We start from the raw sequence: 13,237 nt of genomic DNA on the forward strand, positions 1-13,237 counted from the left end.
CAGTGGCCTGATCGCGCGCTGAGTGGCAGACGCTCGAGTTCGGCCAACCTTATCATAAGATTGGACGAAGACGCATGGCACGCAAGCCGATTGGAATTCTAGGCGCCTTTACTCTTTTTGCAGCGGTACTTGCTGCATCTACCGCATTATCGCAGGAAGCGCCGGTCGCAAAACCGCAGCAGAACCTGCCGGCGATCGTCGTCACCACGGCGGTGAACCGCACCCTCGTCGACCGTGTCATCGGCACAGGAACGGTCAAGCCCGTCGAGGAAGTCTATATCCAGCCGCAGGTCGAAGGCCTCTCGATTCGCACGCTGAAAGCCGATGTCGGCGACAAGGTTCAGGCGGAAAGCACGCTGGCGACGCTCAACGATGACGCACTGGTCTTGGAAAAGAGCCAGATGATGGCGACGAAGGCCAAGGGCGAGGCAAGCCTCGCCCAGCTGCGCGCCCAGCTCATCGAGGCGCAGGCCAATGCCGAACAGGCAAGGCAGCAGCAGGCCCGCGCCCAGGAAATGGGCAAGAAGGGCACCGTTTCCACCGCCCAGGTCGAACAGGCCGATGCGACTGCCGCCGCAGCCAATGCCCGCGTCGTCTCCGCCGAACAGGCGATCGAGGTCTCCGAAGCGGATCTCAAGGTCTTCGACAGCCAGATCGCCGATGCAGATTTGAAGCTGGCGCGCACCGATGTGAAGACGCCGGTCGCCGGCACGGTCTCGGCAAAGAACGCCAAGGTCGGCGCCATTGCCGCTGGCAATGGCGATCCGCTGTTCACCATCATCCGCGATGGCGATATCGAGCTTGTCGCTGAGGTCGCCGAAAGCGATGTTGTCAGGATCATGGCCGGCCAAAAGGCAACAATTTCGCTTTCCGGCAGCCGCGACAAGCTTTCGGGCGCCGTCCGCCTGGTTTCGCCGACTGTCGATCCGGTTACCCGCCTTGGCCTCGTCCATATCTCCATCGACGATGACAGCAAGGCGCGTTCCGGCATGTATGGCAGCGCCGAGATCATCGTGCGCGAGACGCAAGGCGTAGCGCTTCCCCTGACCGCGGTACTCACCGGCAACGAAGGTTCCTCCGCCCGCAAAGTCGAGGACGGCGTGGTGAAATTCGCCAAGATCGAGACCGGCATCCAGGACGGCGCCTATGTCGAGGTCATCAATGGATTGAAGACCGGCGACGAGGTCGTGGCCAAGGCGGGCGCTTACGTCCGCGACGGCGACCACATCACGCCGGTGCGTGAACAGCTCCCGGCTTCCAACTAAAGAGACCATCCGATGAATTTTTCAGCCTGGTCCATTCGAAATCCCATTGCGCCGCTGCTGGCCTTCTGCCTGCTGGTGTTCATCGGCATGCAGTCCTTTAATTCGCTGCCGATCACGCGTTTTCCAAATATCGACGTGCCGCTCGTCTCGATCAGCGTGACGCAGAGCGGCGCTTCGCCGGCTGAACTCGAAATGCAGGTGACGAAGGAGATTGAAGACGCAGTCGCCTCCATCACCGGCATCGACGAAATCCAGTCGACGGTGACCGACGGCAGCTCGCAAACCAACGTCATGTTCCGGATGGAAGTGCCGACCGAACAGGCCGTACAGGACACCAAGGATGCGATCGACCGCATCCGCAGCGATCTGCCGGCGACGGCCGAAGCACCGATCGTCTCCAAGGTCGATGTCGAGGGACAGGCGATCCAGACCTTCGCCGTTTCCTCGCCTGCCATGTCGCTGGAAGAACTTTCCTGGTTCGTCGACGATACGATCAAGCGTTCACTGCAGGGCCAGGCCGGCATCGGCCGTGTCGACCGTTACGGCGGTGCAGAGCGCGAAGTACGCATCGAACTCACCCCTGACAAGCTCAATGCCTACGGCATCACCGCCGCGAGCGTGAACCAGCAGCTGCGCGGCACCAACATCGACCTCGGCTCAGGCCGTGGCCAGGTGGCGGGCAGCGAACAGGCGATCCGTGTTCTCGGCGACGCCCGCAACGTCGCCGACCTCGCCAACACGACGATCGGCCTGCCGAACGGCCGCTTCGTCAAACTGTCCGATCTCGGCGTCATCAAGGACACCTATGAGGAGCCGAAATCCTTCTCGCGCTTCAACGATACGCCGGTCGTTACCTTCGGCGTTTTCCGCTCCAAGGGCGCCAGTGAGGTCAGCGTCGCCGAAACCGTGGCGCAGAACCTCGACAAGGTGCGGGCCGAAAACCCCAATGTGAAGATCGAACTGATCGACGATTCGGTCTATTTCACCTACGGCAACTATGAAGCCGCCATTCATACGCTCCTCGAAGGTGCGCTGCTCGCCGTCATCGTCGTCCTCCTGTTCCTCAGGAACTGGCGTGCGACCCTGATCTCTGCAATCGCCCTTCCGCTGTCTGCGATCCCGACCTTCTGGGTCATGGACATGATGGGCTTTTCGCTGAACCTCGTCAGCTTCCTCGCTCTGACGCTGGCCACCGGTATCCTTGTCGACGATGCGATCGTCGAAATCGAAAACATTGCCCGCCACATCAAGATGGGCAAGACGCCCTATCGAGCGGCGATCGAGGCGGCTGACGAAATCGGCCTTGCCGTCATCGCCACCACCTTCACCATCATCGCCGTTTTCGTGCCTGTTTCCTTCATGCCGGGCATTCCGGGCCAGTACTTCATCCAGTTCGGTCTGACCGTCGCCTTCTCCGTCTTCTTCTCGCTGATGGTCGCGCGACTGATCACCCCGATGATGGCCGCTTATCTGATGCGCGCCGAAGACGGCATGGAAGACCATCACGACAATGACAGCCTGCTGATGCGGGGATACACCCGTCTCATACGTGGCACGACTGGACGCTGGTACACGCGGTATGCAACGCTGATTGTCGCGTTCGCTTTCCTGGTCGGCTCCGTTTTGCTGCTGATGCAGGTTCCCGGCAGCTTCCTGCCGCCGGAAGATGCCTCACGCATCGTTCTCTCCGTCGAGCTGCCGCCCAATGCGCGCCTTGACGACACCGAGAAGACGACGGATGCGATCTATGACAGGGTCAAGGACATCAATGGCGTCGAAAGCGTCTTCGTCCTCGGCGGCGCGTCGCCGAAGGGTGATCTCGAACTGCGCCGTGCGACCATCACGCTGGCACTCGACAAGCTCGACCAATCGCTGGTCAAGAAGATGGTCAACGACGTGCTCGGCCATATCCCCGTCATTGGCCCGAAACTGCCGAAGGTGGAGGTCCACGGCCGTGAACGCCCGCAATGGGATATCGAAAAGGAAGTCTTCGCCAAGCTGCGCGATATTCCCGACGTCCGGATCCTGAAGCTCAATGACCGCGGCGAACGCGACCTCTCCTTCAACTTCCTTTCCAAGAACGACAAGGACCTGAACGACGCCGTAGGCATTCTGGAATCCAAGCTGCGCGCCGATCCGCTGCTTGCCAATGTCAGCGCCGACGGCTCCCTGCCCCGTCCGGAGCTGCAGGTTCACCCGCGCATGGATGAGGCGGCCCGCCTCGGCATTACGCCGCAGCAGATCTCCGAGACGATCCGCGTCGCCACCATCGGCGATGTCGATGCCGCCCTTGCCAAGATCTCGCTCGACGATCGCCAGATCCCGATCCGCGTTCAGGCCGCACTCGACATGCGTCGCGATCTGGCGGCCATCCGGACATTGAAGATCCAGACCGCCAGCGGCGGCACCGTTCCGCTCGCGAGCGTCGCCAATATCGACTATTCGGAAGGCGTAAGCTCGATCAAGCGCAACAACCGCAACCGCGTCGTCTCGATCGGCTCCGACCTGCCGCAGGGCGTAGCACTCGACACGGCTTCGGCCCGCTTCCGTCAGATCGTCAACGACGCCAATATCCCGGCCACGGTGCACCTTGCCGAAAGCGGCGACACCAAGGTGCAGACCGAGATGCAGCAGAGCTTCGTCAACGCCATGTTGATGGGCCTGCTGCTGGTGCTGACGGTGCTGATCCTGCTCTTCAAGGACGTGATCCAGCCCTTCACCATCCTGTTCTCACTGCCGCTCGCCATTGGCGGCGTCGCAGCCGGCCTGATCCTCACCAGCAATCCGCTGTCGATGCCTGTCATGATCGGCATCCTCATGCTGATGGGTGTCGTCACCAAGAACGCCATCCTGCTGGTCGATTTCGCAATCGAGATGCGCCATCAGGGCATGCCTCGTGTCGAGGCCATGGTCGAAGCCGGCCGCAAGCGCGCCCGGCCGATCATCATGACCTCGATCGCCATGTCGGCGGGCATGCTGCCTTCCGCGCTTGGTGTCGGCGAAGGCGGCTCGTTCCGCGCGCCGATGGCAATTGCAGTGATCGGCGGCATCATCGTTTCGACCGTACTCTCGCTCGTCGTCGTGCCCTCCTTCTTCCTGATCATGGACGACCTGTCCCGCCTGCTCGGCTGGGCTTTCGGCCGCCTGGTCGGCAGGAAGGACGAGGAGGAGCTGCCGCTGTCGCGCGAGGATCTCACCCGCGTCACCCGCGAGAACCGCAGCGAAATCGACTCGCTGGAGGAGCGTCTGACCGCAATCGAAAAGCCGGAAGGCAAGCGCAAGAGCGCCAAGGGCAACGACACCAACGTGCTGCGCCTGCCGCCCTTCGCGGCGGAATAGGCAAAGCCCAGGAAATGAACGGGCCGGGAGCGATCTCCCGGCCCGTTTCGTTTTTGCTGTTCACTTCTGGCGATTGACCGAAATCAAATCCACCGCCATCTCCTTCCCGTATTTTGCCCGGCATGCACATGGAATTGGAAAGACCGGCCATATCAGGAGACCGGGAGATGAACAGGACGCTGACATTCAACGGCCAAGAGGCCGCTGTGCTCGCCAAGGCCGCCCTCATGGCCGGGCTCGACCGCAACGAGGCTGAAGCCCTGCGCGCCTGCGCCACCGTTCGCCTCTGCGACCCGCATGACGTTCTCATCGAGGAGGCCGACAAGGCGGCCTATTTCTATTGCGTGCTGAGCGGTTATGTCAGGCTCTATCGTCGCAACGGCGACGGCAGGCAGGCCGATATCCGCATCTGCGAGCCCGGCGACAGCTTCGCGGAATGCCTGATCCACGCCGACGAAACCTATCACTACGGCGCGCAAGCAATGGATCATGCCGTGCTGGCGTGCTTTGATATCGCAAAGGTTCGGCTGTTGCTGGAGGAGCGGCCGCGGATCGGCAAGGCGATCACGCGCAGCCTGTCACTGCATCTGATCTCGATGATGGAATGCCTGGCAAGCGACCGCATGCAGACCGCGCCGCAGCGCGTGGCGCATTATCTGCTGACCCACTGCGCCGAGAACGGTGCGGCCGCTTCGCTGCGGCTGCCCTTTCCGAAAAACCTGCTCGCCCGCAAGCTTGGCCTCGCACCGGAGGCGCTCTCGCGCGCCTTCTCGACGTTGAAGACGAAAGGTGTCACGGTGCGCGGCCGGACGATCGCCATCAGCGACGTCAACCTGCTCCGACGGATCTAACCGTCAGAGCATGATGCCGAAAAGTGTGAGCGGTTTTCGGACGATATCATCCTCTAATTCGTCGACTTTGATCCGGCCTAAAATCTGGATCTAGAGACCGCCCTGCTCCCTGAGGAAGCTGACGATCGAGCTGACACCGTCGCCGCGCTTCATGTCGGAGAAGACGAAGGGGCGCGAAGCGCGCATGCGCGTCGCATCCCGGTCCATCACCTCGAGATCGGCGCCGACATAAGGCGCCAGATCCTTCTTGTTGATGACGAGCAGGTCCGACCGGGTGATACCAGGCCCGCCCTTGCGCGGGATTTCCTCGCCCTGGCAAACGGAAATGACATAGATGGTGATATCGGCAAGATCGGGCGAAAAGGTCGCCGCCAGATTGTCGCCGCCGGATTCGATGAAGACGACGTCGAGATCGGGAATCCGCTGGTTCAGGCCGGCGATCGCCTGCAAATTGATCGTCGCATCCTCGCGAATGGCTGTATGCGGGCAGCCGCCCGTTTCGACACCGACGATGCGGTCCGAAGGCAATGCCTGCATCCGCACCAGCGCCTCGGCATCCTCTGTCGTGTAGATATCGTTGGTGACGACGGCGACAGAATAGTCGTCGCGCATCGCCTTGCAGAGCTTTTCGGTCAGCGCCGTCTTGCCCGAGCCGACCGGCCCGCCGATGCCGACACGCAAAGGTCCGTTTCTTGATTTCATATGCCTTACTCCAATCGAACCTTGATGATAGCGAAGCCGCCCGCCGGCGCCACCGTCAAATGACGCAGCCACAGCGATAATTTCAGACAATCACGAACGGAACAGCCGCGTCGCCTGCGTCTCGTGGCGCAGGCTGGCAATATCGGCCTGCACCGTCGCCGAACCCAGATCGTCAAGCGCCGAGGCTGCCGCCCGCCGGGCGACCTCCGCGATATGGTCTTCCAGACCGGCAAGAACGGCGAGGCCATCCCTTTGCCCGGCGACACCGAGGCGGATGCCGGATGAAACCGCTTGTGAGACATAGGCATGCAGAAAGGCGGCGAGCGCCTTCTCGGGCATTATGCCATGGGCGCCTGTAACCGCCCCGACCGCAATGGGATAAGCGACCTTGTCAGGTAGCCGCTCGAACACCCCGTCCGGCCAGGCCCGCGCCGCTGCGAGGAAAGCCTCGCCGAGCAGCATCGTTTCCTGATGCCGCTCGCGTGATCCGGCCAGCGCCTCGGCGAGTGCAGCGACTTCGGCAAGGCGTGCGGGCTGTGCCTGTTGCCTATGGCTTTCGGCCAGAAGCACCGCATCGTTCCAGGCCGAACCATTGCCGACCAGCGTGCCGATCCAGGCCGCAAGCGAGGCCGCATCCGTAACGAGCCCATCGGCCACCGCTCGCTCCAGCCCGCCCGAATAGGCAAAGCCGCCGATCGGAAAGGCTGGTGACAGCCATGCCGTCAGGCGCAGCAATGCCTGCAGCTCGCGATCCCTGGTCATCAAGGCTCAGTCGTGCTTGTGGTCATGATCATGGCCGCGATCGTGGCGGTGCTCATGCTCATGCTCGTAGCCATGTTCGTGATCATGGTCATGGCTGTGACTATGATCATGCCCGTGGTCATCCCCGTGGTCATGATTGTGATCGTGATCATGCCCATGCGAATGCCCGCCTTGGGAATGATAGGCGCCCCGCGCCGGCTGGAACGGCTCGTCGATCTCGAGGACGACGGCGCCGAGGCCCTGCAGCATGGTGCGGATGACATGATCGCGGAGGATGACGATGCGGTCTTCCTCGATCTGAGCGGCAAGATGCCGGTTGCCGAGATGCCAGGCGAGCTCGACCAGATGGGTGCGGTCGCGACCGCGGATTTCGAAAAGTTTCTCGTCGGCGGCGAGGATCTCGATCAGTTCGCCGTCGTCGCGCACCAGCAGGTCGCCATTGGCGAAAAGCACCGGATCCTTGAGATCGAGCATGACCATCTCGCCATTTTCCAGATGCAGCAGCTTGCGGCGAAGATGGCGCAGATCATGCGGCAGCTTGACCTGGGCGATGGGGTGAGAGGAAGGGGTTCCGGCGGGAAGATAGGAGGTGACGCGCTGCATGACATGTCCGTTTTTCTGAGAGGACGACCATGCAAAATAGCTCTTCCCGATGCAAGCACCAATGGCCTTTCGTCCGGCTTCGGCTTTTATATTCCGTAAGCCTGCATCACGTTGTCGCTCTCCGGGCCTCTTTTCTCGCCATCGACGCCGTTATCGACGAGCCCGTGCCAGGCGTGATGAAGACCTTCCCGTTCATGTACGACGCGATTGCGCCCGAGCGCCTTGGCGAGATAGAGCGCCCGGTCGGCGGAGGCATAGACCGCCTGCTTGTGGCGCCCGGTGACCAGATCGGCAACACCGCCGGAAACGGTGATGCGGATCTCGTGCCCCTCGGCCTTAATGGCGCCGCTAGCGATCCGAGCCCGGACACCCTCGATCCGCTCCATCCGCGCCTCCAGAGGTTCGCCAGAGACGATGACGCCGAACTCCTCGCCCCCCAGGCGTGCGACGACGGCCATCTCATCGAAGGCGGATGTCAGCATGGCCGAAACCGCGATGATGACGGCATCGCCGCAACCGTGGCCAAAGCGGTCGTTGATCGCCTTGAAACGATCGACGTCGAAAATTACCAGCGACGCGTTGCTATCGACGTTATCGAGTGCCTCAGTAAAGGCACGCCGGTTGAGTAGTCCCGAAAGCGTATCCGTGCGGCTCAGCTTTTCGAATTCCGCCCGCGAGAGCGCAAGATCGCGCATGGCAAAGCCGGCAAACAGCGACAGCATGCCGGAAACCGTGCCGCCGATCAGCCAGGAAAAGATCGCACTGAAGCCAATTGCATGTGCGAGCGTCACCGGCAAAAGTCCGAGAAGATCGAGCGACGGCATCGTCAGCGCAATAATGACGCCGGAGAGAATGACGGCAAGAAAGCTCATCTTCAGGGCGAAGACATAGACGTTCCTGCGGTATTGAAGATCGCCAAAATCGGCCTGCAGCGAAATCCAGTTTCTCATGAGAATCAACCTTCTTGCCCGGCGTTTCAAGGCATTGATAAGAGCCCAATTGCTGCGGGGTTCTTAATCAACTCGTTAAAATTCGAGCCACTTTGGACGATTCGGTGGACAGAATTTTTCTAGCAGTGGATGCAGCTTTCCAATCCCTGAATCGAACACTATAGAAATACATTTAAACTATTGATATTGAACGGATTTATCCAATTGTGCAGTGCCGTTGTTCCAGAATGGTTTAACTGGGGAAAATAGCGATTTTTTCACCGATTTTTACAACCAGATGGAGAGTGCTCTTCACAATTCACTTTAAGAGCGGGATGGCCCGACGGTTGCTTCAATTGTAGACAGCAACAGACAATCGCAATGCTTGTGGAAACGGGTTCCATAAGCCGGTTCGAAGCCCGGCCGAGCGGAGGGCAGCGGCAGTCCAGGTATTGCAGCCGAAGAGCGCATTGAAGTATCCCTTGGCCTCGAAGAACCGATCGATCTCGCCGTAGCCCGCATCCGGGATCGGCACGACCGCGCCCGCGTCGCGCACGAAACTGTCCGAGATAAAGTCGCGCAACTTCGCCAATTGATCCTCACTGACATCGAATGCCGCGACGTTGGACTGCGGTTCGGTGATATGACCGGCAAGGTCCACATGCAGCACTGAACGGTCGATCGTCAGCGCGCGCAGCACCGGCAGTGCTTTCAGTTCCGCCCATGTGGGCGTTTCCAGATAGAAAGCACGACCGCCCCAGCCGATAATGAGCCACTCCGCATTCGGATGGGCGAGCGGAAAATCGGTATTACCGAGGAAGGAAAAGGCAGCCCGCGTCTCCTCGTCGAGCGGAATGGCAATATCGGTATGGATTGGTCCCGACAGCAGAAGAATCCGATGTGTCACTGCGACGGACGACGCCTTGACCGGCGCAATCAGCGGCCGGGGAATGAAGGTTCCGCAGGCCACCAAAAGCACAAGCAGGAATACGATCCGCAACAACCAGCGGATACCTGTCCTCATCGGAACCGCCCGTTGCACATCGGACGTGGGTCTAGAACAGGAAATAGCGCTGCGCCATCGGCAGCACCGTCGCCGGCTCGCAAGTCAGCAATTCCCCGTTCGCCCTGACCTCATAGGTTTCCGGATCGACCTCGATCTCGGGTGTAAGGTCGTTGTGGATCATCGATGCCTTGGAGATGCCGCCGCGCGTATTTTTCACCGCGACCAGTTCCTTGGCGACGCCGAGCCGGCCCTTCAGGCCGGCATCGAGCGACGCCTGGCTGACGAAGGTGACGGAGGAATTGGTGAGGCTCTTGCCGTAGGAGGCAAACATCGGCCGGTAGTGCACCGGTTGCGGCGTCGGGATCGAAGCGTTTGGATCACCCATCGGCGCGGCCGCGATCGAGCCCCCGAGCAGCACCATGTCGGGCTTCACGCCGAAGAAGGCCGGATTCCACAGCACGAGGTCGGCACGTTTGCCGACTTCGACCGAGCCGATCTCACGGCTGAGGCCATGGGCTATCGCCGGGTTGATCGTGTATTTGGCGATATAGCGGCGGACGCGGAAATTGTCGTTGTCACCCTTCTCCTCCTTCAGCCGGCCGCGCTGACGCTTCATCTTGTCGGCCGTCTGCCAGGTGCGGATCGCCACTTCGCCGACGCGGCCCATCGCCTGGCTGTCGGACGAAATGATCGAGAAGGCGCCGATATCGTGCAGAATATCTTCGGCAGCGATTGTTTCCTTGCGGATGCGGCTTTCGGCAAAGGCGATGTCTTCGGGAATCGACGGCGACAGATGGTGGCAGACCATCAGCATGTCGAGATGCTCGGCGATCGTATTGACCGTATAGGGACGCGTCGGATTGGTCGACGACGGAATGACGTTCGGCTGGCCGCAGATCTTGATGATGTCAGGCGCGTGGCCGCCGCCCGCCCCTTCCGTGTGGAAGGCATGGATGGTGCGGCCCTTGATGGCCCCGATCGTATCCTCGACGAAGCCGCTTTCGTTCAGCGTATCGGTGTGGATCATCACCTGCACGTCGTATTCGTCGGCGACCGACAGGCAGCAGTCGATGGCGCCTGGTGTCGTGCCCCAATCCTCGTGCAGCTTCAGCGAGGTGGCGCCGGCCAGCACCATTTCGGTCAGCGCCCCCGGCAGCGAGGCATTGCCCTTGCCGGCAAAGGCAAGGTTCATCGGAAAGGCGTCGGCCGCCTCGATCATGCGCGCGAGATGCCAGGGACCGGGCGTGCAGGTGGTGGCAAGCGTGCCGTGCGCCGGTCCCGTGCCGCCGCCGAGCATGCAGGTCATGCCGCTCATCAGCGCTTCCTCGATCTGCTGCGGCGCGATGAAATGGATATGGCTGTCCATGCCGCCGGCGGTGATAATTTTGCCTTCGGCGGCGATCGCCTCCGTGCCCGGGCCGACGATGATATTGACGCCAGGCTGCATGTCGGGATTGCCCGCCTTGCCGATCGCAACGATGCGCCCGTCCTTGAGCCCGATATCGGCTTTGTAGATGCCCGAATGATCAACGATCACCGCATTGGTGATGACCGTGTCGACCGCGCCATCCGCCCGCGTCACCTGGCTCTGGCCCATGCCGTCGCGGATCACCTTGCCGCCGCCGAACTTCACCTCCTCGCCATAGGTGGTGAAATCCTTCTCGATCTCGATGAAAAGCTCCGTATCGGCAAGGCGCACCTTATCGCCGGTGGTCGGTCCGAACATGCCGGCATAGGCGGCGCGCGAGATCTTATAGGGCATCCATCAGGCTCCTTGGGAGGAAGAAACAGGTGTATCTCCGCCAAGCCGCGTGAGGCGGCCGGCGGCAATATAACTATCGACAAGCTGTCGTTCGGCCGCAAATGGGTGCCATTCCCAGCCTGAGTGGCCGAAGCCGGCAAGCGTCACCTCGGCCTCGGCATATGTGTTCAAAACCTCGGCAATGACGATCATGCCACTGCTCGGCACGACATAGGGCGCCGGAGCAAAGGCCGAAAGCGAGGCATCGACGGCCTCGTGAACCGATTTGCCGATGACGATGTGCGCCTTGTCGGTGTCGACGCAGAAGGCGCTGAACTCATCGGTGTAGTCGTCGCAGAAATCGTCGAGTTCCGGATGCGAGACGGCAAGCGGCGCCCGCATCGCCGCGAACTTTTCCGGGTCGCGCACGCTCCAGATTTCGCCAGCCGAAACGACGCCGGGATGGGCGCGCCACTCAAGCGAACCGAGCATCGCCTTCGCCGGACGGCCGGTATTGCAGACCGCGACGGCATCCGTGCGCCGGCCGCCGGTGTCATAGGAGCGGCAATCGTTGAAGCGGACGACGAAATCGGCGGCATCGATGATGCCTGCCTCTGCCTCCGCGATCTCACCATTGCCGACGATCATGATCTTCCTGATCACCTTAATTGCTCATCGTGTCTTCGAGCTCTTTAAGCTCTTTTGTACGTTTGTCCGTGATGTTGGCGAGACATCCGGCGACCAGCATCGGCTCCATCGTGCCGCCGCGGGCCTGAAAGCCGAAGGCGTCGCATTCGGCGTCCCGATAATCGATCCAGGCGCGCTGCGCCTTGACCAGCGCCTGCTCTGCGCCCTTCATATCGCCGTCGAGATCCTTGTCGATCGCCACCATCGCGGCCCGGGTCTTCTTGTATTGCGCATTCAGCACCTTGTCGGCGGCCTCATGGCGCGCCGCCTCGCAGCCAGTCATGTCCGATTGCGTCTTAGGATTGTTGCAATCGATATCCTGAGCGGAGGCCGCACCTGCCGTCAGCAACATCGCCGCCCCGACGAGGCAGACATTCAAACGCATGCATTCCTCCAGCCTATTGTTCTTAAAGCTTACCCATCACCAGCTGACGGAAGCCATAGACCTCGCGCTTGCCGGAAAGTGGGATCAGCGTCACCGAGCGCGTTTGCCCCGGCTCGAAGCGCACGGCCGTTCCCGCCGGAATATCGAGCCGCTTGCCATGCGCCGCCGCGCGATCGAAGGAAAGCCCGGCATTGGTCTCGGCGAAATGATAGTGGCTGCCGACCTGCACCGGTCGGTCGCCTGTATTGGAAACCTCCAGCGTCACCGTCTGCGCGCCGGCATTCAGTTCGATGTCGCCGCTTGCGGCAATGATCTCACCTGGAATCATCTCGTCCTCCTTAAGCCGCCTTGGGCGCACAGCCCTCGGCCTTCAGCACACGCTTCCTCGAAGCCGGATTTTTAGCAAGCATGGCCGCCGGCCGAATAGGTCTCGCGACGAGATTACCGCCGCAGTTCGGGCAGACACCCTTCAACACACCGTTCACGCAATCCGCGCAGAAAGTGCATTCATAGGTGCAGATCCGTGCCTCAGTGCTATCAGGCAGCAGATCCTTGTCGCAGCATTCGCAATTGGGCCTGAGCTCGAGCATTCCTATCTCCTCACCGGATCGGCTCGTGCACGGTGACGAGCTTGGTTCCATCCGGGAACGTCGCCTCCACCTGCACGTCGTGGATCATCTCGGCAACGCCCTCCATCACCTGGGAGCGGCCGATCACATGGGCGCCGGCTTCCATCAGCTCGGCAACCGGGCGACCGTCGCGAGCGCCTTCGACGACGAAATCGCTGATCAACGCGATCGCTTCGGGATAGTTCAGCTTGACGCCGCGCTCCAGCCGCCGGCGTGCCACCATCGCCGCCATTGATATCAACAGCTTGTCTTTTTCTCTCGGAGTGAGGTTCATTGCTTGCCCATCTGCTTCATGCCTGGAACAGGATGATCCTGTTCTACATTAAAGAGTTAGAGTA

14 protein-coding genes are annotated in these 13,237 nt (G+C 61.1%); 3 read left to right on the forward strand and 11 right to left on the reverse strand.

The window, feature by feature from the left end; translation table 11 throughout:
- Positions 1-74 precede the first annotated feature (74 nt).
- From AB8B31_RS16585 to AB8B31_RS16595, 3 genes are all read left to right on the forward strand, one after another.
- Complete coding sequence (locus AB8B31_RS16585) at positions 75-1,265, forward strand: efflux RND transporter periplasmic adaptor subunit (RefSeq protein WP_018243278.1); 1,191 nt, start codon at positions 75-77, stop codon at positions 1,263-1,265.
- 12 nt (positions 1,266-1,277) lie between these two features.
- Positions 1,278-4,604, forward strand: a complete 3,327-nt coding sequence (locus AB8B31_RS16590; RefSeq protein ID WP_018446868.1) for an efflux RND transporter permease subunit — start codon at positions 1,278-1,280, stop codon at positions 4,602-4,604.
- A gap of 167 nt (positions 4,605-4,771) precedes the next feature.
- Positions 4,772-5,455: a Crp/Fnr family transcriptional regulator gene (locus tag AB8B31_RS16595; protein ID WP_018243280.1), complete on the forward strand. Its 684-nt coding sequence runs from the start codon at positions 4,772-4,774 to the stop codon at positions 5,453-5,455.
- 90 nt (positions 5,456-5,545) lie between these two features.
- Here the strand turns inward: AB8B31_RS16595 and ureG are convergent, their stop codons facing one another.
- From ureG to AB8B31_RS16650, 11 genes are all read right to left on the reverse strand, one after another.
- Complete coding sequence (gene ureG / locus AB8B31_RS16600; protein WP_003590582.1) at positions 5,546-6,157, reverse strand: urease accessory protein UreG; 612 nt, start codon at positions 6,155-6,157, stop codon at positions 5,546-5,548.
- A gap of 90 nt (positions 6,158-6,247) precedes the next feature.
- On the reverse strand, positions 6,248-6,919 hold the full coding sequence (locus AB8B31_RS16605) for an urease accessory protein UreF (RefSeq protein WP_018243281.1): 672 nt from the start codon (positions 6,917-6,919) through the stop codon (positions 6,248-6,250).
- A 6-nt stretch (positions 6,920-6,925) separates the two neighbouring features.
- Positions 6,926-7,522: an urease accessory protein UreE gene (ureE, locus tag AB8B31_RS16610; RefSeq protein ID WP_018243282.1), complete on the reverse strand. Its 597-nt coding sequence runs from the start codon at positions 7,520-7,522 to the stop codon at positions 6,926-6,928.
- A gap of 86 nt (positions 7,523-7,608) precedes the next feature.
- Complete coding sequence (locus AB8B31_RS16615; protein ID WP_018243283.1) at positions 7,609-8,472, reverse strand: GGDEF domain-containing protein; 864 nt, start codon at positions 8,470-8,472, stop codon at positions 7,609-7,611.
- A 331-nt stretch (positions 8,473-8,803) separates the two neighbouring features.
- Positions 8,804-9,475 carry a TIGR02117 family protein gene (locus tag AB8B31_RS16620; RefSeq protein WP_018243284.1) on the reverse strand — a complete coding sequence of 224 codons (672 nt, stop codon included), beginning with the start codon at positions 9,473-9,475 and terminating at the stop codon, positions 8,804-8,806.
- A 31-nt stretch (positions 9,476-9,506) separates the two neighbouring features.
- Positions 9,507-11,219: an urease subunit alpha gene (gene ureC, locus AB8B31_RS16625; protein WP_018243285.1), complete on the reverse strand. Its 1,713-nt coding sequence runs from the start codon at positions 11,217-11,219 to the stop codon at positions 9,507-9,509.
- Between the two features lie 3 nt (positions 11,220-11,222).
- Positions 11,223-11,846 carry a hypothetical protein gene (locus AB8B31_RS16630; protein WP_018243286.1) on the reverse strand — a complete coding sequence of 208 codons (624 nt, stop codon included), beginning with the start codon at positions 11,844-11,846 and terminating at the stop codon, positions 11,223-11,225.
- A 16-nt stretch (positions 11,847-11,862) separates the two neighbouring features.
- Positions 11,863-12,270 carry a lysozyme inhibitor LprI family protein gene (locus AB8B31_RS16635; protein ID WP_018243287.1) on the reverse strand — a complete coding sequence of 136 codons (408 nt, stop codon included), beginning with the start codon at positions 12,268-12,270 and terminating at the stop codon, positions 11,863-11,865.
- A gap of 22 nt (positions 12,271-12,292) precedes the next feature.
- Positions 12,293-12,598, reverse strand: coding sequence for an urease subunit beta (locus AB8B31_RS16640; protein ID WP_018243288.1), 306 nt, complete (start codon positions 12,596-12,598; stop codon positions 12,293-12,295).
- A 10-nt stretch (positions 12,599-12,608) separates the two neighbouring features.
- The gene (locus AB8B31_RS16645) at positions 12,609-12,860 is read right to left on the reverse strand and encodes a DUF1272 domain-containing protein (RefSeq protein WP_018243289.1); all 252 of its coding nucleotides are present in this window, start codon (positions 12,858-12,860) and stop codon (positions 12,609-12,611) included.
- Positions 12,861-12,870: 10 nt separating this feature from the next.
- The gene (locus AB8B31_RS16650; protein ID WP_018243290.1) at positions 12,871-13,173 is read right to left on the reverse strand and encodes an urease subunit gamma; all 303 of its coding nucleotides are present in this window, start codon (positions 13,171-13,173) and stop codon (positions 12,871-12,873) included.
- Between the last annotated feature and the right edge of the window lie 64 nt (positions 13,174-13,237).

This window comes from Rhizobium sp. 62_C5_N11_2, assembly GCF_051811185.1.
GTDB lineage: Bacteria > Pseudomonadota > Alphaproteobacteria > Rhizobiales > Rhizobiaceae > Rhizobium > Rhizobium leguminosarum.